At 70.7% G+C, this 18,609-nt stretch carries 19 protein-coding genes and 1 pseudogene; 6 read left to right on the top strand and 14 right to left on the bottom strand.

Annotated elements, in window-relative coordinates; genetic code table 11:
• Positions 1-72: 72 nt before the first annotated feature.
• The 3 genes from E4N63_RS20395 to E4N63_RS20405 form a co-directional block, all read right to left on the bottom strand.
• Complete coding sequence (locus tag E4N63_RS20395) at positions 73-330, bottom strand: hypothetical protein (RefSeq protein ID WP_125626744.1); 258 nt, start codon at positions 328-330, stop codon at positions 73-75.
• A gap of 223 nt (positions 331-553) precedes the next feature.
• Positions 554-1,327, bottom strand: coding sequence for a helix-turn-helix domain-containing protein (locus tag E4N63_RS20400; RefSeq protein ID WP_230241372.1), 774 nt, complete (start codon positions 1,325-1,327; stop codon positions 554-556).
• Positions 1,328-1,504: 177 nt separating this feature from the next.
• Positions 1,505-2,440, bottom strand: coding sequence for a helix-turn-helix domain-containing protein (locus E4N63_RS20405; protein ID WP_230241373.1), 936 nt, complete (start codon positions 2,438-2,440; stop codon positions 1,505-1,507).
• Between the two features lie 76 nt (positions 2,441-2,516).
• Between E4N63_RS20405 and E4N63_RS20410 the strand changes: the two genes are divergently transcribed.
• The 4 genes from E4N63_RS20410 (at position 2,517) to E4N63_RS20425 (ending at position 7,668) form a co-directional block, all read left to right on the top strand.
• Positions 2,517-3,104: a TIGR03086 family metal-binding protein gene (locus E4N63_RS20410; RefSeq protein ID WP_230241374.1), complete on the top strand. Its 588-nt coding sequence runs from the start codon at positions 2,517-2,519 to the stop codon at positions 3,102-3,104.
• Positions 3,105-3,459: 355 nt separating this feature from the next.
• Positions 3,460-4,032: a hypothetical protein gene (locus E4N63_RS20415; RefSeq protein ID WP_125626740.1), complete on the top strand. Its 573-nt coding sequence runs from the start codon at positions 3,460-3,462 to the stop codon at positions 4,030-4,032.
• A gap of 855 nt (positions 4,033-4,887) precedes the next feature.
• Positions 4,888-6,519 (top strand): glycoside hydrolase 43 family protein, encoded by a 1,632-nt coding sequence (locus E4N63_RS20420; RefSeq protein WP_230241375.1) that lies wholly within the window; start codon positions 4,888-4,890, stop codon positions 6,517-6,519.
• Between the two features lie 132 nt (positions 6,520-6,651).
• Positions 6,652-7,668, top strand: a complete 1,017-nt coding sequence (locus E4N63_RS20425) for an endo-1,4-beta-xylanase (RefSeq protein ID WP_125624550.1) — start codon at positions 6,652-6,654, stop codon at positions 7,666-7,668.
• A gap of 192 nt (positions 7,669-7,860) precedes the next feature.
• Here E4N63_RS20425 and E4N63_RS20430 read toward each other — a convergent pair whose 3' ends face one another.
• Both E4N63_RS20430 and E4N63_RS31565 read right to left on the bottom strand, forming a co-directional pair.
• Complete coding sequence (locus E4N63_RS20430) at positions 7,861-10,170, bottom strand: xyloglucanase (RefSeq protein ID WP_230241376.1); 2,310 nt, start codon at positions 10,168-10,170, stop codon at positions 7,861-7,863.
• Positions 10,171-10,431: 261 nt separating this feature from the next.
• Positions 10,432-10,531, bottom strand: a pseudogene (locus E4N63_RS31565) (DEAD/DEAH box helicase family protein); the annotation flags it as partial.
• Positions 10,532-10,675: 144 nt separating this feature from the next.
• Between E4N63_RS31565 and E4N63_RS20435 the strand changes: the two are divergent.
• Positions 10,676-11,410 (top strand): hypothetical protein, encoded by a 735-nt coding sequence (locus tag E4N63_RS20435; protein ID WP_230241377.1) that lies wholly within the window; start codon positions 10,676-10,678, stop codon positions 11,408-11,410.
• Between the two features lie 22 nt (positions 11,411-11,432).
• On the opposite strand, the gene E4N63_RS20440 is transcribed toward E4N63_RS20435, so the two are convergent.
• The 8 genes from E4N63_RS20440 to E4N63_RS20475 form a co-directional block, all read right to left on the bottom strand.
• Positions 11,433-12,020, bottom strand: a complete 588-nt coding sequence (locus E4N63_RS20440; protein ID WP_268271033.1) for a hypothetical protein — start codon at positions 12,018-12,020, stop codon at positions 11,433-11,435.
• A 146-nt stretch (positions 12,021-12,166) separates the two neighbouring features.
• The gene (locus tag E4N63_RS20445) at positions 12,167-12,415 is read right to left on the bottom strand and encodes a DUF397 domain-containing protein (RefSeq protein WP_125624547.1); all 249 of its coding nucleotides are present in this window, start codon (positions 12,413-12,415) and stop codon (positions 12,167-12,169) included.
• A 109-nt stretch (positions 12,416-12,524) separates the two neighbouring features.
• Entirely contained in the window at positions 12,525-13,355 is an 831-nt protein-coding gene (locus tag E4N63_RS20450) for a helix-turn-helix transcriptional regulator (RefSeq protein WP_230241378.1), read from the bottom strand.
• Complete coding sequence (locus tag E4N63_RS20455) at positions 13,352-13,876, bottom strand: DUF6879 family protein (protein ID WP_230241379.1); 525 nt, start codon at positions 13,874-13,876, stop codon at positions 13,352-13,354. Before E4N63_RS20455 ends, E4N63_RS20450 begins: the two co-directional genes overlap by 4 nt.
• A complete protein-coding gene (locus E4N63_RS20460) occupies positions 13,857-14,051 on the bottom strand; it encodes a hypothetical protein (protein ID WP_230242575.1) in 195 nt (64 codons plus the stop codon). The genes E4N63_RS20455 and E4N63_RS20460 overlap by 20 nt, the downstream gene beginning before the upstream one ends.
• 236 nt (positions 14,052-14,287) lie before the next feature.
• Positions 14,288-14,797 carry a DUF6879 family protein gene (locus E4N63_RS20465; RefSeq protein ID WP_125624544.1) on the bottom strand — a complete coding sequence of 170 codons (510 nt, stop codon included), beginning with the start codon at positions 14,795-14,797 and terminating at the stop codon, positions 14,288-14,290.
• Between the two features lie 33 nt (positions 14,798-14,830).
• Complete coding sequence (locus E4N63_RS20470; RefSeq protein WP_125624543.1) at positions 14,831-15,040, bottom strand: DUF397 domain-containing protein; 210 nt, start codon at positions 15,038-15,040, stop codon at positions 14,831-14,833.
• Positions 15,037-15,885 (bottom strand): helix-turn-helix transcriptional regulator, encoded by an 849-nt coding sequence (locus E4N63_RS20475; RefSeq protein ID WP_230242576.1) that lies wholly within the window; start codon positions 15,883-15,885, stop codon positions 15,037-15,039. Before E4N63_RS20475 ends, E4N63_RS20470 begins: the two co-directional genes overlap by 4 nt.
• Positions 15,886-16,124: 239 nt before the next feature.
• Between E4N63_RS20475 and E4N63_RS20480 the strand changes: the two genes are divergently transcribed.
• Positions 16,125-16,745 carry an ATP-binding protein gene (locus E4N63_RS20480; protein WP_308188722.1) on the top strand — a complete coding sequence of 207 codons (621 nt, stop codon included), beginning with the start codon at positions 16,125-16,127 and terminating at the stop codon, positions 16,743-16,745.
• Positions 16,746-16,767: 22 nt separating this feature from the next.
• Here E4N63_RS20480 and drmB read toward each other — a convergent pair whose 3' ends face one another.
• Positions 16,768-18,609 (bottom strand): DUF1998 domain-containing protein, encoded by a 1,842-nt coding sequence (gene drmB / locus E4N63_RS20485; RefSeq protein ID WP_230241381.1) that lies wholly within the window; start codon positions 18,607-18,609, stop codon positions 16,768-16,770.

Raw genomic sequence — 18,609 nt, forward strand, 5'->3', positions numbered from 1 at the left:
CGCCCGTGACCGGCGGTGCGTCACGGCGCTGCCGTCACCGGGTTTGCCGTACCCGGCGCACCCGTCACCGGCTCATCCGCGCAGCGCCTGGAGGGTCCGCAGCCGTTTCCCCGGCTGCTGTACGAGGCGGAGCCCCACCTCCACCAGCGTCCATCCGACGCGGTGGCGCAGCCGCAGCCGCAGTGGAGTCCGGCCCCGGTTCCGGTCCCCCGTACCGGAACCGCGGCCGGGGCTGGGCGGGGGGCCGGGGAGCAGTAAGGCGGCGCCGGCCTCGCGGCGCAACTCGGCGGCTCGCAACTCGTGGAGCCGTAGGTGGACGTCGCAGTGCATGAGCGGGCCTCCGTGGGGCGGGAAGGGTGACGACGGTGGGTGCGGACGGGATGCCGGTGCGGGCGCGGGTGGCGGGCAGGGCGGGCAGGGCGGGCAGGGCGGACGGGTCGGCCGCGGACTACGGACAACAGCAGGGCATGAGCCAGGGACGCCGGCCGGGCGGAGGGGACGCGGAGAGGGCTCGGCCCGGGGCATCAGCGTGCCGTCCGGGACGCCCCGTTGGCTAAGGGTTTTTGCCGGGCTCCGGTCCCGAGGCCCCTGCGCCGGACCCCGGACGGCCTCCGGGCCCGTCCGGTTTCTCCTCCGCGCGCGGGAAGGCGTGCACATGGACCCGGACCGGAGCCGAGCCCTCCACTCCGGCCTCGACGGCCCGTTCGCGGTAGCCGTCGATGACCTGTTGGACCTCCTGGTTCATCTCCTTGGCCAGCTCGGGCGTGAGCCGCATGCTGTAGTCGCTCACCTCCCCGGCGTCGCGCCACTCGTCGGACCACTCGTGCAGGGTGCCGAGCCAGGTGCTCAGCTCCTGGGCGTGGATGGTGGCCACCTCGTGGAGGAGGAGGTCGAACGCGCCCCGCACGGCCGGGTCCGGGTGGCCGGCGAAGTCCTTGGTCCGTGACTGGATGCCCCGCTGCCCCGCCCGCCACCACCGCTCCCGCGCCGTGCCGAGCTCCGGTACGTCCACGACGAAGCCGTGTTCGGCGAGCTGCCGCAGGTGGTAACTGGTGGCACCGCTGGACTCGCCCAGCCGGGCGCCGAGTTGGGAGGCGGTGGCGGGGCCGTACTCGCGCAGCGCGCCGAGCAGGCGGATGCGCAGCGGGTGCGCGAGCCCGCGCAGGGAGCGCGGATCGAGCGACCGGACGTGCTCCGGGATGCCGCTCCCCGGGTCCGGGCGGCCGGTCCCGGGGGCCCCGGGAGCTTCGGCGTCCTCCCGGTGGCCGGTGTCCTCGGCGCCGGCGGGGTCTTCCGCGTCCACGGCTTCGGCTTCGTTCTGGCTCATGCCCATCAGGTTAGGCTTGCAAAGACTCCCATGCAATGGGTTCTTTGCAAGAGTTTCTTTGTATGGAACTGGCCGGTCGCCGACACCGACGCCGAACCGGAACGGAGAGCCGGAACCGGAGAGCGGAACCGGATGGGACGGGACGCGGTGGGGACGCCGGGGCGGCGCCCCCACCGCTCAGCGCGCGTAAGCGGTCGGCGGCACGCCCACCGTCGCCGTGAACTCCCGTACGAGATGGGCCTGATCGCTGTAACCGAGTTCGGCCGCGAGCCGGGCCCAGTCCACGGCCGTGTCCCTGGTCGCCCGCTCCAGGGCCTCATGGACGCGGTAGCGCAGCAGCACCCACTTCGGGCTGACGCCCACGTACGCGGCGAACAGCCGCTGCAGCGAACGCACCGAAGCCCCCTCCTCCGCGGCGAAGTCGGAGACCCGCCGGATGGTGCGGTCCGTACGGATGCGGTGGACGAGGCCCATCGCCAGATCCGCCTGCGGGTCCGGCTCCGGGCCGACGGCGAGGAGGAAGGTGTCGAGGGCGGTGACGCGTTCGTCCTCGTCCGCCGGTCCGAGGACGGCGGCCGGGGCGCCCGCCGAGCCGGGGACGGCGGGCAGCCCGGAGCCCCCGGCGGCGCCGGCGCGGGGTCCGCCGACGGCGCGCGACGTGCCGGGGGCGCCGGGGGCCCCGGGACCGCCCCGGCCGTCGGACGCGCCCCCGGACGCGTCGGGAAAGACCTCCGTGTGCGGCAGCCGCCGCCCGGTCCAGTGCGAGACCGGCCGGCCGGGCGCGAACGGCCGGAAGCCGCCCGGCCGGAACTGCACCCCGCACACCCGCCCCGTCCCCGCCAGCTTCCGGGTGAACAACTCCAGCCCGATGCCGGCGAGTTCGCCGAACCCCGAGCCGGGTTCCGTCCCGTACCGCTGGAAGACGAGGTTGACGCTCGGATGCGGCACCACTTGGGTGGCATACGGCTCGGCCAGGTCCCAGTCGATCAGCCAGTAGTGCTCCACATACCGGCGCAGCGGCTCCGCGTACGGCTCGCGGCGCCGGAACCGTACGCGTGCGAAGAGTTCCGGGGCGTCCACGATGCCCCGGGTGTCACGCCGCGGACCTGCCATGACGACCTGCCATGCGCCGATCCTATGTCGCGTTTCTTCAAGCCGGTCCCGCCCGGCCGCCCGTAGCGTCGGACGCATGACGACGAAGATCAGCGAACTGCTCGAAGCGTCGGCCCGGCAGGCCGTCCCGGTCGTCCGGGGCATCCGCGACGACCAGTTCGGCGCGCCCACGCCGTGCCCGGATTACACCGTGCGCGACCTGCTCAACCACCTCCTCCACGTGGTCATCGGCTTCCAGGTGCTGGCCGCGCGGAAGGAGGCCGACTTCGCCACCACCCCCGACCACCTCGCCCGGATCGGCGACGGCTGGCGCGACGCCTTCGCGGAGGAGACGGCGCGCCTGGCCGCGGCCTGGGCGGTGCCGGGCGCGGAGGAGGGTCGCACCGGGGCCATGGACCTGCCGGCGCGCACCGTGGGCCACATGATCCTGCTCGACCTCACCGCACACCCCTGGGACCTGGCCCGGGCCACCGGCCGGGACTTCACTCCGGACCCGGACTGTGTCCGCGAACTCGCCGCGCCGGTGGCCGAGATGGCGCCGATGGGGCGGCAGTACGGGGCCTTCGGCGAGCCGGCCCCGGTGCCGGACGGCGCCTCGGAGTTCGAGCGGCTGCTCGCCCTGATCGGCCGGGACCCCCGCTGGGCCCCGCCCGGCCGGGGCTGAGCGGCGGCGTACACGTCCGGCCGTGCGCGGCCCCGCTGTGTGCGGCCGGGCCGTACGCGGTCGCGGCGGGCCGGGGCCGGGTGAACGGCTCGGGGGCGGCCCGGGCCCGGCTGTGGGGAGCCGGGAGGAGCCGGAAGAAACCGGGGGAAGCCGGGAGGAGCCGGAGGGGCCGACCGGCCGTCCACTACCGCTCACCACCGCCGGAATAACCCGGAATGCTCCGTTCGGGTGTCCCGGTGCAACCGCATTCGTCGGCTATGTGTCTCTCTGCCCAGAGGAGTGAAGGAGGCGTTTTCCGGCGGTACGGCAGTTCCGTCCGGCCGCCGCGCCCGCTCCTCCGGACAGAAGGAGACACATGAGGTATCGACACCACCCGGACCGGCCGGAACGGCCCGAGCCGCGCACGGCCGCCGAGGAGCCGGCCCGCAGCCGCCGCAGCGACCGCAGGCGCCTGGCCACCCTGCTCGCCGTGACGGCCCTGTGCGGCGCGGCGCTGCTGCCCGGGGCGAGCGGCGCCACGGCGACCGAGGCCAGGGGAGCGGTGGAGACGGGCGGGGCCACCGGGGCCGCCGACATCGGCCCCTACCGGCACTACGGGACGGAGCGGATCGCGTCCGCCACGCTGGGCGACGACCGCCTGATCACGCTGACGGCGGTGCGTTCCCGCGTCGACCGCCTGGCCGCCACGGTCCGGCTGGCCATCCACACCAAGGTGCGCGGCCGCTGGGTCGAGGAGGACCGGGCGATCGTCGGGGAGCGGAACGGCTGGTTCTGGTACCCGCTGACGGGCAGGTCGTCGGTCTGCGAGTTCTCCACGTCCAACGCCCAGTTGGAGCCGATCGGGGTCAGCCTGCTGATCACCCCGTCCATCGGCTGCTCCCCGGTGCACCGCTTCCACGTGGAGGACGGCCAGCTGATCCCCGACTGAGCGCGTGGAACGGGGAGGACGGGGACAGCGAGGTGACCTCGGGGACGACGGGGGACGGTGAGGTGCCACAGCTGAACGACGGGGGGCGCGGCGGAGCCGGCCGGTTGACGGCGGCTCCGCCGCGACCCGTCTCCGCCGCCCCGCCCCGCCGGGCCGAGGCGGCCTCACCGGGGCCCCCTTGGTCCGCTGTCGCCGCTGGCTGTCACCGCCGTCACCGTCCTGACGGACGGCCGCATGCTCCGCTGCCAGTGAGGCAGGCCCCCGTGGGGCGACACGCGGCCGATCGGTGCGCCGCGGTCCCGGGCGCCGTGAGACCTCGACCCCCGCGGGGCGGGACCCGGGTGCGCCGGCGGCCGCCCGTGGCGGAGGCGGTCAACGACGGGCGATGCGCCACGTATTGACGAAGTCTCTGAAGCTTCTATCATCCTGACTGTCCGAAGTAACGACCGACGTTCGGCATATCGAACGCCTCGGGGTCCGTGCTGCGCGTACCGCCCGGGCCGAGTACGACCGCACAGCACCATCTGTCCCGGTTGGGCCACCCACGCGCGTCACCGCCGACGGCGAGTAGCCCCGAACGGGCCCCCGCTCCACCCATCAGCTCCCTCACCCCCACAGGAGCCCTCCGTGCACGGAGAACGGCACACCTCGCCGCGTCCGAGCGCCGGCGGGGCCGCGGGCGCCGGTGTGCCCGCGACCGCCCCCGCCCGCCCCGGCCACCGGACCTCCGGCGTGCTCTGCGGCTCCGCCGTCCGTTCGGCGCGCGGCGCCTGACGGACGCACCCCGCGGCGCGGGCCCGACCACGCTCTCCCGGGCCCACGCTCCCCCCTCCGCCATGTAAGGAGACGCCACCCATGTCCTGGCTCCAGCTTCCGTTGAGCCGAAGAGGGCTGCTCACCACCGCCACGGGTCTGGCGGTGGCGTCAGCCACCCCCGGCGCGCACGCCGTGTCCCCGGCCGCCGTCCCCACCGCGCAAGGGCCGGCGGGCCCCCTCGCCGCCTTCACCAACCCCGTTCTCTGGCAGGACTTCGCGGACATCGACATCATCCGCGTCGGGGACGCCTACTACTACTCGGCCTCCTCCATGCACTATTCGCCGGGCGCCCCGATCCTCCGCTCCTACGACCTGGTCAACTGGGAGTTCGCCGGGCACTCACTGCCCTCGCTGGACTTCGGGGCCAAGTACGACCTGAACGGCGGCCGGGGCTACGTCCGCGGAGTCTGGGCCTCCTCCCTGGCCTACCGCCGCAGCAACAGCACCTTCTACTGGCTCGGGCAGATCGACTTCGCGCGGACGTACCTCTACACGGCCCGCTCCGTGGAGGGCCCCTGGAGCCGGCACGCGGAACTCCCGCAGGTCTACTACGACGCGGGCCTGCTCGTCGACGACGACGACAGCCTGTACGTGGCCTACGGCAACACCACCATCAGCGTCGCGCAGTTGTCCGCCGACGGGCGCAGCCAGATACGCAACCAGCAGGTCTTCTCCACGCCGTCGAGCATCGGGACACTGGAGGGCGCCCGCTTCTACAAGATCAACGGCCGGTACTACATCTTCCTGACCCGCCCGGCCAACGGCCAGTACATCCTGCAGTCGACGAGCGGGCCCTTCGGCCCCTACACCCTGCGCCAGGTCCTCCTCGACCTGCGCGGGCCGGTGTCCGGGGCCGGAGTGCCCCACCAGGGCGGGCTGGTGCAGACACAGAACGGCGCCTGGTTCTACCTGGCCTTCGTGGACGCCTATCCGGGCGGCCGCATCCCCGTTCTGGCGCCGGTCTCCTGGACCGGGGACGGCTGGCCGCAGATCCAGCTGGTGGGCGGCGCCTGGGGCACCTCCTACGACAGCTCGCTGCCCGCCCGTCCGGTCGCCCCCATGACCGGTGCCGACACCTTCGACGGCGCCACCCTCAAGCCGAAGTGGGAGTGGAACCACAACCCGGACAACAGCAGGTGGTCTGCCGGCGGCGGCCTCACCCTGCGCACGGCCACGGTCACGAACGACCTGTACTGGGCCCGCAACACCCTCACCCACCGCATTCAGGGTCCCACCTCCACCGCGACGATCGAACTCGACTTCGCGGGGATGCGGGACGGCGACCGGGCCGGGCTCGCGCTGCTGCGCGACTCCTCGGCGTGGATCGGCGTCCGGCGGGACGGCGGCGCGACGCGCGTGGTGATGGTGAACGGGCTGACCATGGACACCAACTGGAACACCACCGGTACCGGCAGCGAAGCGGCGAGCACCACGATCTCCGGCACTCGGGTCTGGCTGCGAGCCCAGGCCGACATCCGGCCCGGCGCGCCCCGCCCGGGCACCTTCTCCTACAGCACCGACGGCACCACCTTCACCCGTCTGGGACCCGCGTTCACCATGGGCAACGACTGGCGGTTCTTCATGGGATACCGCTACGCGATCTTCAACTACGCCACCCAGGCGCTCGGCGGCTCGGTGCGCGTGCCCCGGTTCGACCTCTCCACCCCCTGAGCGGCAGGCACCCGAACGACGCCTACGCCGGTGCCTGCACCGGGCATCGGCTCAACCCCACAACGGCGAGCCGGCGGCGGGTTCCTCCCGTCCCGTCGTCCCGGCGGCGCCACACTCCCGAAGGAGCGACAGATGACGTTACAACTCGGCCGACGCCGGTTCCCGGCCCTGGCCCTGCTGGCGGCCGCGGTCCTCATGCTGCCCCAGGCAGCGACCGCCGCTCCGGCGACGGCACAGGCCGACACACTCGGCGCGCAGGCGGCCCTGTCCGGGCGGTACTTCGGTGCCGCCGTGGCCGCGGGCCGGCTGGGCGACTCCACGTACGCGGGGATCGTGGACCGCGAATTCTCCAGCGTCACCGCGGAGAACGAGATGAAGTGGGACACCGTTGAACCGTCCCGCGGTTCGTTCAACTTCGGCCCCGGCGACCAGATCGCGAACCGTGCCCTGGGCCGCGGGCAGCAGGTCCGCGGCCACACCCTGGTCTGGCATTCCCAGTTGCCCGGCTGGGTCAGCTCCATCCGCGACGCGAACACCCTGCGCAGCGTGATGAACAACCACATCACCACGGTGATGAACCACTACCGGGGGAAGATCCACTCCTGGGACGTGGTGAACGAGGCGTTCGCCGACGGAGGCAGCGGCCAGCTCCGCAGCTCCGTCTTCCGGGACGTGCTGGGCGACGGCTTCCTGGAAGAGGCGTTCCGCACCGCCCGGCAGGCCGACCCGAACGCCAAGCTCTGCTACAACGACTACAACATCGAGAACTGGACCGACGCCAAGACCCAGGGCGTCTACCGCATGGTGCGCGACTTCAAGGCGCGGGGCGTGCCCATCGACTGCGTCGGCCTCCAGGCGCACTTCGGCCCGGGCGGCCCGCCGGCCAACTTCCAGACCACCATCTCCAGCTTCGCCGCGCTCGGCGTGGACGTGCAGATCACGGAACTCGACATCGAGCAGGCCTCCCAGACCGCGTACGCGAACGCCGTGCGCGCATGCATGAACGTCGCCCGCTGCACCGGCATCACCGTCTGGGGTGTCCGGGACAGCGACTCCTGGCGTACCGGCCAGAATCCGCTGCTCTTCGACAACGCGGGCAACAAGAAACCCGCTTACCACTCGGTGATGTCCGTACTGGGCGGCGCGTAGCCCCCGCGGCCGGGCCGTCACGCCCTTCCGGGGGCGGGGGCGTGACGGCCCGGTGCCGCCGTCCGCCACGGACCGGGCGGTCCCGCGCCGGTGGCGGTGAACTCGCGGTCCGCCGGGTGCGGGCCGAGCGGGATGATCACGGCCGCATGGTGCCTCCGGCCGTGGGCGTCGACGCTGCCCGGGAGATCCCTCTCACCGCTCCGCCGTCCCGGAACCGGACTGGTCGCCGTAGAAGATGCCGCGGCCGTAGCCGCTCAGGTACACCCGGCCGTAGCGGTCCGGATCCCCGGTGAGCGATTCCGGCGGGCCACCGAACCGGTGCAGGTCGTCATTGATGCGCGTCCAGCTCCGGCCGGCGTCTTCGGAGCGGAAGACGCCCCGGACCCCGTCGACTTTCACGGCCGCGTACAGCGTCGGGTAGTCCCGGCCGGGTGCCGCCTTGCCGAAGCCGATGTTGTCGGCCTGTTCCACGGTGGTCACGCGCGTGAAGGTGGTCCCGGCATCCGTCGACCGCCACAGTCCGTGGGTGGTCCAGGTGGCGCTGCCGACGAGCCAGATGTCGCCCTCGTGGCCGGGCACGGCCTTGAAGCGCACGCCCCAGTCGGTCGCCGGCAGGCCGTCGGTGACGGTGGAGGTGAAGTTCGCGCCGCCGTCGGTGCTGACGTGGAACGTCCCCTCGGAGAACGCGTAGAACGTCATCGGATCGACCCGGTCGGAAGCGAGGATCGCGTTGGCCGGTACCCCGGTGGACGGGGACCAGGAGGTGCCGTGGCCGACCGAGTGGACCACGGGCCGGCCTGAGTCACCCGGCGCCCAGACGAACCGGCTTCCGTCGCTCGCGGCTGCGACGGAGCCGCCGAGGTTCACGCCGCTCGGTTCGGTGCCCTGGAACCAGGTGGCGCCGCCATCCGTGGAGAAGGCCACATGGCTGTCGCCGGGGCGGTCGGAGTCGTGGAAGTCGCCCGCGCGCACGATGACCTCGGGCTTGCGCTCGGCGTAGTCGATGCTCCGTGTCGTCGTGAAGACCGGCGAGGTGAAGATCGTCTCCGGTGGGGCATCCAGGTTGTCGTGGCGGAAGCCGCCCACGTCGCCCAGGGCGCTGATCAGCGCGCCCCCGGGGGGTTTGATCAGGCCCAGAACCGCTGTTTCCTCCAGGCCCTCGACGACCGGTACGAGATCGACGGTGCCGCCGGCGTCCCAGGCGGTGAGGTTCCTCGTACCGGCGATGCCCGGACCGCCGTTGAACAGCATGCGGTCGGAGTCGAACGGGTCGATCTCCATCGCCGAGATCGCCTGGCCGATCCTGGGGACCAGGACCGGTGGCTCGGACTCCATGCCCATGGTGACCCACGGGGTGCCGCTGATGTCGAAGTCGTAGCGCAGGGTGCGGTCGGGATAGCCGTCCCAATCCCAGATGCGGGTCCAGGTGGCCCCCGAGTCGGTGCTGCGGAAGATGATCCCGTCCGGCCACCAGGAGACCTGGGTGCCGACCATGATGGTGCCGGGGCGCTGCCGGTCCACGGTCAGCCCGGAGTAGCCGAAGTAGTTGTCGTCGCTGGTCGAGGGGACGGGGCTGATCCGGGTCCAGGCGCCCGTGGCCGTATGGTGCTTCCACACGTCGCCCTTGCCCCCGTCGAACGGGCCGTAGGTGTCACTGGTGGCGATGTACAGCAGGTGGTTGACGGGGTCCAGGACGCCCTTGTGCGGCAGAAACCCGGTCGGCGCACCGGCCAGCGGGGCCCAGGTCGTACCGCCGTCGGTACTGCGGTACACCGGCTGGTCCCGGTCGGCCACGCCGACGTAGACCGACTGGGTGGCGCTCCCCGCGCGTCCGGTGCTCGGATCGAACACCACCCACACCAGGCCGGGGTCCTCGGTGCCGCCGGGCGTCTGCGGGTCGTCGCCGGAGGTGGGGAAGCCGGGCACCCGGCTCCAGTTCGCACCGCCGTCGGAGCTCCGCCACAAGCCGTTCCCCGCGGGCGCACCCAGGAACAGGATGTCGTCGTTGTTCGGGTCCACGGCCAGCCGCTCGCCCATGCCCCGGCCGGACATGTTGCCGCCCAGGGTGAACGGAAGCTCGGTGACCTGCCAGGTGTCGCCCTGATCGCGTGAGCGCAGGACGGCACCGTTGTTGGGGTCGACGCCGTTGGTGTACATGCCGACGGCGGCCCACACCTTGTTCGCGTCGGACGGACTGGCGGTGACGCCCGCCACCCCCATGTATCCCCAGTGGTCCCAGTCCACCCAGTCCAGCAGCGGCTTCCATACACCGGTGGCAGCGTTCCAGCGATACATGCCACCGACGTCGGTACGGGCGTAGGCCAGATCCTTCCGGGCCTCGCTGAAGATGATGCCGGTGACGAACCCGCCGCCGCCTATCCGGACGTTCCGGAAGGCATACGGATCGGACGCCGCCGCGGTCACCGCCGCGGCCGACGGCGCCGACAGCATGCCGATCGCGGGGATGCTCAGCGCCGCCGCCATCACCTGTCTGCGTGTCATTCCGTCGCCTGTCATGGTCGTCCTCTCGGAAGCCGGCCCACGGATGTCGTGGGGGGATTTCCGCTCCGGAGATACCGGTGCGCCAAGCGGTGGCAGGGGGTGCACAGAGGACCTATGGGAGCGCTCCCACTCCTGCTTCTCGGGACCGTACTGGTTCGAACAAGCCGGAACAAGGCGTGTGTCGGCACCGCATATGACCATCGTGCTGCTGCCGGCGCTGCCGGACGGGCGCCCGGGGCTGCCTCACGCGCGTGCGGCCGTCATACGCTCGGGAGTCGCCGCCAGACCGAGCAGTTCCATGGGGCGGAAGTGGTCAAGGATCTTGCGGTGGGTTCGGTGAGGTCCCGTGGTGGGAGTCGTCATTGATGCGCGACCGGCTCCGGCCGGCGTCGGAGAACGCGTAGAACGTCATCGGATCGACCCGGTCGGAAGCGAGGATCGCGTTGGCCGGTAACCCGACCGAGACGGCCTCCCCGGCCCCGGGGTGTGCGGAAGAATGCGGGCCATGACCTCCCGCCAACGCCGCACCAGGACGCCGCTCTTACTGCCGTCCCTGACCGCTCTCACCGCTGCCGCCGCCCTCCTCACCGGCTGCGGGACGGAACGCCCGGCGGGCGAGGACGGCGGTTCCCCCACGGCGGCCGGCGCCCCCGCCACTGCCGGATCACCCGGCGCCACCGTGCTGTCCAGGACCGACATCGAGAAGCGGGCACGGTGGATGGGCTCGGCGATCGAGCTGATCTACGTGACCCGGGTGCCGGGCTTCGAACGCGCGCAGCAGTCCGTCGGCGTCTACGGCGGCGACGGCTTCTCGGCGATGTACGTCTCCGCGTCCGGCGGCGGCACGGTCCAGCTGTCCGTGGACCGGGGGACACTCGACGAGGAGAACTGCGAGCGGACTCCGCTCGCTTCCGGCGGAAGCGGGAAGGTGACGTGCGAGCGGGACGGCGACGCCTGGTACCGCACCTCGGGTGACGCGCACGAGTACGCCCGCCCGGAGGGCGGTCATGTGGTGCGGATCGGCGCCGCCCGGGAGACCGCCGACCGCGGCATTCTGCGCCGAGCGGCCGAGGACGCGCACCCGGCGGACGACGTGGAACTGGACGCCCTCCTCCCGCAACTCCCGGAGACCGGCGGTGCGGTCAGTGGCGCGGACGGCGGCGGACAGCAGCCCGAACGAGGAGACCTCCCGCCGGAGGGCGACGGCGCCCCGAACAACGACGTGGACGCGGGCGGCTGACACCACACGGGCACGGGCCTGCCTACGAGGCCGGATACGGCCCCGGGGCAGGGGACGCACCGGAAGGCGGAGCGGAAGCCGGAGCCGGCGCCGAACCGGAGTCCGGGCCGCGGCTCCGCAACGGGGCCCGCCCGTCCGCCCGTTCCGGACACGGGAGCCCAGGGGCGGCGCGATTCGGCGAGCAGGCCACAACGGCCAGGGACAGAAAGGCGGGCGGCCCGAGGTAGTAGCCGAGGGACACGTCACCGCCCCGCAGCAGCGTCCCGGTCAGCCGGCCGACCAGCCCGCGCAGATGGGCGGTCCTCCCGTCGAGCGGGGGTTCGCGGCGCGGCGCGTATTCCTCCAGCCGCGCCCCGAGCCAGGCCGCCGCGCTCTCCGCCCCGTCCCAGGACCCGGCCACCAGGTGGGCCGGCTTCAGCAGCCAAAGGGCGACTTCGATGGGCGGCAGCGGTGACCGCAGGAACTCCTCCGTCAGCGTGCGGTGCAGGGCCGCCCGCTGAGCGCTCGTGTCGGGATCGGCGCCGGGCCACGGCTCGACGGGCAGCCGCCGCCGGGACTCCTTGTCGAATTCGGCTTTCTCGCCGACCCACAGATATCCGTGAAAGTGCACGGCAGTTCGCTTTCCGGGAGGGTCTCTCTCACCGGTCGGCGCTGCCGCGCCCGCCTCACCGACGCCGCCGTAGGGACGAGCGCCAGAGACATGAGGACGGGCGCGGACAGCGCGCGGGAACGGCAAGGAGACCGTGCGGGAACCTGCTACGCGGACAGCCCGAAGCGCCCCGGTTCGATACCGGCCGCAAGGAGCTCGTCCGTGGTGAACCGCAGCGGCTCGGCCTCCGGCCGCTTGCTGTCACCGAGGGCCCACACGTTCTCACCGACCCTGGCGAGCATCACACAGGACTCGCCGTCCGGATGGGTGCTGCCGCCACACGCCTTCACGAAGACCGCGCCTGTGAGGGGGAGGTCGTACATCGCGGGAACCGTGGTCGTCGTCTTCTCGGGCATGGTGAGCCTTTCTTCGCTCGATGTGAAAAGGAGAGGAACCGGCCGTACCGGTCTCCCCGATTGGACGGTGCGGCACTGCCGTGTGTCCATCGTGCGGAGTGAGGTGCTTCTAGCCGGTTTCCTCTTCCCTCAAGAATGCGTCTCGGAATTTCTCCAACAGGGACGTCATCTCCGGCCCCCGGGCGGCAATTTTAGCGAAATTCTCGAATTTCCGTACGTATAGTTCGACGTCCTGAGTATCGGTGACGACGAGTTCGGCGTGGACGGTCTCGACGGTGACCAGCCGGACGTCCCGGATGACGAAGGCGTGGTTGGCGATGTCCGTCTGCGGCGCGTCCAGCGGAACCACCCGGATGTCGACGTTGGGAAGCCGCGATGCCGACAGAAGCCGGTCCATCTGCGCGGCCATCATCCGCGGTGGGATGAGGCGCCAACGGAGTACCGGCTCCGTGATGACGAATCGCAGTGTCTTGCTCTGCTCGTACAGGATGTGCTGACGCATGAGCCGGCCGTTGATCGTCCGGGTGAGCACGTCCTCGCTCAGCTCATGGCGGACCAGGACCGCACGCATGTACTCGGGTGTCTGGAGCAGTCCCGGCACCAAGGCCGGCTGGAAAAGTCGCAGCGTGGTCATCTGGGCTTCGAGGGCCTGCGCCTCCCGCTGGCCCTTGTCGGCGCCGATCCGTTTCAGGTGCCACCAGGCGGTGGCTTCGGTGGCGGCGGCGCGGGCGGCGTCCACGTACTCGCGCCGTATCTCGTCCGACACTCCCAGAGCGCCGAGGATGCGCTCCACGTCGGTGACGCTCGGCGCCAGCCGGCCGTTCTCGATCTTCGACAGCTTGGAGGCGGACATGACGGCACCGCGGGCCACGGATTTGGCCTCCCGGCCGGAGGCTCTCCGCAAGGCCCGCAGTGCCGTGCCCAGATGTGCCTTGTTCACGGTCGGTGTCTGGACCACCATTCCGGGAAGGGCTCGGCATGAGCGAGGGCCGTGTCCCGGTACCGGATGAACTCCGGCGCATGGTTCTCCGGGACGACCTCCGGCCCGAGGAACGTGCCCACCTCGTCGTAGTGCATGACGGCGGCCGCGCGGGAGTCGAAGAACCAGAAGTCGGGGACACCCTCCAGGGGGTTGGCCCGTTCCGTGGTGTCGAGGATGAAGAACTCCTCGCCGGCCGTCATGTTCTTGGTGTAGCCCCAGTCCAGTTCGTAACGGAGGTAATCCGTCAGGGGGCGACTGAGGACATGGACCCGGTAGACCCGCTTGCCGGCACCTGTGTGACGCCGCACCTCGGACAGCCATTCCTCGTTGTAGTCCGGCGGCTGTGCCTCACCGGCGAGGAAAGCCCCGAGGTTTCTCTCGCTGCGGGGGATGTTGTAAGTGGCCAGGGTTTCGAGGCGGAACGCCTCTTCCCGGAAGGTGTCGAAGAGTTCCCTGAAATCACTGGATGAGCTTGTCACGGACAGCCCTCCGGATGAGGTCCATGGGAATCTCCACCAGCTTCTCGTGCGCCGGAATCTCCAGACCGTGACCGGTAGGGGTCTCACCTTGGACGAGAAGCGTGTCGCGATCCGTGGGGTAGAGCGTTGGACAGTCCTTCAATTCGCACGTACTGACGAGCTTGGTTACCCGCATGGCCACGAGCGATCCCCCATTCCCGGGACGACTCCGCGCCCGGTCGATATTCCCGAGGTCGATGCTGCGCGGTCAAGCCGTACGGCTTGCGGGAACGGGAAATCGCGCTCCGGCTTCCCGGGCCTCCAGTTCCCGGTACAGAGACGGATAGGAGGCCGTCCGGCTGCGGGTGCCTGCCCGACTGTGTGAGAGCTCGACGGCCGGGAGGCGGCCGGGTGGTTCGGCTCCGGGCACGATCACGCGGACAGGTCCCGGTAATCGGCGAACGCCACCGCGTGCGCACGGGCGATGTCGCGGTAGCGCCGGTACTCCGGAAGGCGGTGAGCGGGCAGTAACTCGGCGCCCACGAAACGGCCTGCCGGGGTGTAGTGCATGCGGTAGACCCTGGCGTCGTCGAACAGCCAGAAGTCGTGCTCCGGGAGGCCGTCCACCGTCCGCTGCGCCAAGTCGATGACCCCGATCTCCTCCCCGGCGGTGATGTTCCCGGGGTACGCCGAGAGCTCGTACCGCAGGTAGTCGGTGAGCGGCGAACGCAACACGTGTACACGGGACACGGACTTACCGAGGTCCGTCATGGAGCGGATCCAAGGGTTGTCGCTCCACTCGGGCGGCATGGGCTCTCCGGCGAGAAAGGCGGCGAACTCCTCCCGCTCGTCCTCCACGTCGTAGACGCTCAGTGTCTCCAGCCGGAACGCGGTCTGCCGGAACTCCTGGAAGAGCCGGCCGAACTCGTCGCCACTCAGCATGTTGGTCCTTGCTGTCCTCGTGATCCGATCGGTTCACACAGTCTCGTGCCGCACCGCGGAGACGAAGGCGGCCCACTCTCCGCGGGGCACGGCGAGCACGGGCCCGTCCGGGTTCTTCGAGTCGCGCACCAGCAGGGACGTCCGCACGGTGGCGATCTCCACGCACTCGCCCCCGGAGCCGTTGCTGTAGCTGCTCTTGTGCCACTGGACACCCGTCGGTACGGGGCGAGACATGCCGCTCATCGGGAATGCTCCTCCAATATCGCCTTGATCATCTGGACCGACCGCGGCGGGCTCGACGCGATCGCCCGCAGGTTGTCGTACGCCTTCGTGTACTGGCCCACATCGTCCGGCGATTCCAGGTAGACGGCGTCCGTCATGCCCTCTCGATACACCACATCGGGATCCTCCTGCTCGGGAAAGCCGAGAATGGTGAAGGCTCCCGTGGCTGGATACGTTCCCGCGTCGAAGGGCAAAACCTGCAGGGTGACGTTCTTCAATTGGCTTACGGACAGCATATGTTCGAGCTGGGCGCGCATCACCTGTCGGTCGCCGATCACATGCCGCAGGACGCTCTCGTGAACGATCACCCACAGGTCCGGAGGGTCCTCACGAGTCAGGAGTGACTGACGCTCCATGCGGACGTCGACCGCGCTGTGCAGGGCATCGCCGGTCAACTGGTTGGTCAAGCGGTGCAGTTCGGCCGCGTACGCCGCCGTCTGCATCAATCCGGGGACGAACTCGCACTGGTACTGCCGCAGGCTCGACACGTCCTGTTCCAAACCGATGTACACGGAGAACCAGGGCGGAACGGCGCTGCCGTGGGCGTGCCACCAGCCGCGGATCTTGCTGTCCTTGGCGAGCCGCTTGAGGAATTCGCGCAGGTCGTCCGAGGTGTTGTAGAAGCAGCACAGGGCATCCACGTCGGACGGTTGGACCCGACCGCTGCCGGTCTCCAGACGGTTGACCTTGGAGCCGCTCCAATCCAGTGCCTGCCCCACCTGTTGGCAGGTGAGTCCGTTCTCCTCCCGAAGCTTCTTGAGCTCGATCGCCAGTCTGCGACGCCGGGCCGTCGGTGATCCCGCCACTGCGACTCCTTCCGATCGCCCGGAGCCTTGCACCTCGCTCGTCGTCATCGCCAGCGCGATCACTCGATGGAGGGAAAACTGCTGTGCACATTGCATATCGGGATGCGCTGGCTGCCATGCTCCCGGCGAAAGGCAACCGGGCACCGGGCTACCCGGCGCCGGAAGGCGGACGCGCACGGAGCGAAGGGAGCACAAGGGGAATGGGCGGCACCCAATGCATGGCAAGGAAGAGCTGGGAGTTGGACTTTCGGGCCGATCCCGAGGAGGTGATCGGGTTGCGCCGCGTCATGCGGCTGCACCTGGGGATGTGGGGACTGCCCGAGCTGGTCGACGTGGCACAGCTCTGTGTGAGCGAGCTGGTCACCAACGTCATCCGCCACGTGGGCATCGGCACGCCGACCGGCCTCACGGTCTCCATGCGCGACACGAACCTTCGCATCGCGGTTCACGACCCGGACAGCCGGTCGCTGCCCGTGCAGAGCGCTGCCGACACGGAGGCCGAATCCGGCAGGGGTCTGTCACTCATTGCCGCGCTTGCCGAGACGTGGGGGGTCGAACCGGGGCCGTCCGGCAAGACGACCTGGTGTGAGCTGGCCACGGGCCTCACCACGCCCACCGGCCACGGCGGCGGCCGCCGGGTCGACAGGGCCGAGGCCGTGCTCGTCCTCTACGGGACGGAATGCGTCTCGGCGGGCGGCGAATCGTCGACCTTGGAGGCACGGGTGGCGGAGGAATCCGCGATCGGGCTGATCGCGGATCTCCTCCACTGGTTCCGAGCGCACGGGCGGGACGCCGAAGAAGCCCTCGGCCGGGCTCAGACCCACTACGAGGCGCAGCTCGCGGCCTGGATTCCGGCTTGATCGACTGTGGAGCCGGCCCTCCTCAGAGCGTCGGAGCTGCGAAGTAGCCGGGGGTCGCTCCGGTTCCGACCAGCAGCCCGCGGTCCAGGAAGGTGTTGTTCATCTCGCAACTGGTCTCCGGCAGCAGGACACAGGCGTGGCAGGCGGCGAGGTTGAGACTGTCCACACCGCCGGCGTCGGACTCCATGCAGAGCGGGTCGGCGGAGCACCACGACACCCGGTCCAGGGCGGCCCGCAGCGACGCCGCGAGCTTCTTCGGGGTTCCCTGGGCGATCACACCGCCCAGGCTCCCGGCCGAATCGCTGGACGCCGTGTACAGCAGCATGCCCGCCATCTCGTCCGACACATACAGACGTTCGCGGAGCGAGGCCGCCGGATAGCCGCAGTCGAGGCTCCACTCGTTGATCAGGGCGTGGGCCAGGGTGTGCAGCAGGACCAAGCGCGCGGTCACTGGGGATTCCGCCGCGGTCCCGGTGACACCACGGGACTTCAACACCGCTGTGTGCTGTTCCCTCAGGTGTGCGACGCGTCGCGCCGGGGAGTCCGGGCCGGTCTTCGCTTCCCACGCGGCCAGCCGGTCGGGATCGAGTCGGAGAAAGACCCCCTCGCCGATCACCTCGATGGCCGGCAGCCAGTTCACCGCGCCGTGATGCAGCGGAGCGCGGCGTCGCTTGGGGTCGGTCGGAAGCGGGGTGTCCACTCGGCTGAAGTATTGGAGGGCCCGTACTTCGCGCAGGCGCTTCACCAACATGGTCCGGTCGATGCCCGGAAGCGGGGGATCGTCCTGCGACGACACGGGCGGGACGCAGACGAAGTGCTCGTTCTCCGGCGTCTCCTCCGCTCCGATCAGCAGTTGGCGGTACTCCTCCTCCCGCAGCACGTCCGAGGCCTCCAGCGCGGGCGGTGTCTCCGGGTCGGGTTGAAGCTCGGCGGCAGCGGAATCGAGGGTGCGCACCGCTCGCAGCACTTCTTCCACCGAGTACTTGTCCAGCCACTCCTTCTTCCGGGCCACGCGTTCGATCCACTCGGCGTCCTCACCCAGCAGCATCTTCTTCTCCCTGATCACCAACTGCATCAGGGCCTGGTGCCAGGGCGGGATGGACAGCGACGAGCGCACGGTGGGGAACCAGGCGGCCGATGAACCACGCTGCAGGGCCCGTGGAATCTCCGTGCATCCCGTCACCTTCGTGTGCGTGCCGAGCCACGGCTGCCCACCGGGACAGGTGATGCCGAGATCCTTCATGGCCCGACCGCCGAATGCTCCCTCCATGGACGCCTTCTTGCCGCAGTCGCACTCGATGACGATGGAGCGCAACGATGCGGTGCGGCCGGTCGTGATGAGCTTCAGACGGTGCTTCTCACCGTCACGACCGCCGGTGGGGTCGGTCCGGCGGTGGACCCACTCCCAGTAGGGGAACTCGTCGAGGTGACCGTTGGAGCAGGCCAGGATGAAGCGCGACGGGGTCACGGCGCGATCGCAACTGCCGCAGATGCCCTCTCCCTTGGCACCGTTGAAGTCGCGGTAGCGCTTCAACGCGCCGCAGCCCTGGCAGGAGTACTGGGTCGGGAAGCGCCGTACGCGTACCCCGTCGCCGGAGGGCGGGTTGGCGGCCGGCGGAAGGCGGAAGCCGTCGACACGCAGTCGCGACTCCAGCCGGGGTTCGTGGATTTCGGGGTCTCCCCGGACACGCCAGCTGTCGAGGCTGCTGATGAGGAACGACTGGTCGCCGATGGCGACCATGGAGCCCACCCCGTAGGTGGTGATCTGCTGGGTCCGCCGGACGGCGCCCAGGCGCTTGCGGGCGTTGGCCTTCTCCGGTGTCTCCTTGCCGCGGCCTCGCGCGCTTCCTGATCGCAGTCCCAT

Source organism: Streptomyces sp. MNU89, from assembly GCF_020982505.1.
Classification (GTDB): domain Bacteria; phylum Actinomycetota; class Actinomycetes; order Streptomycetales; family Streptomycetaceae; genus Streptomyces; species Streptomyces xinghaiensis.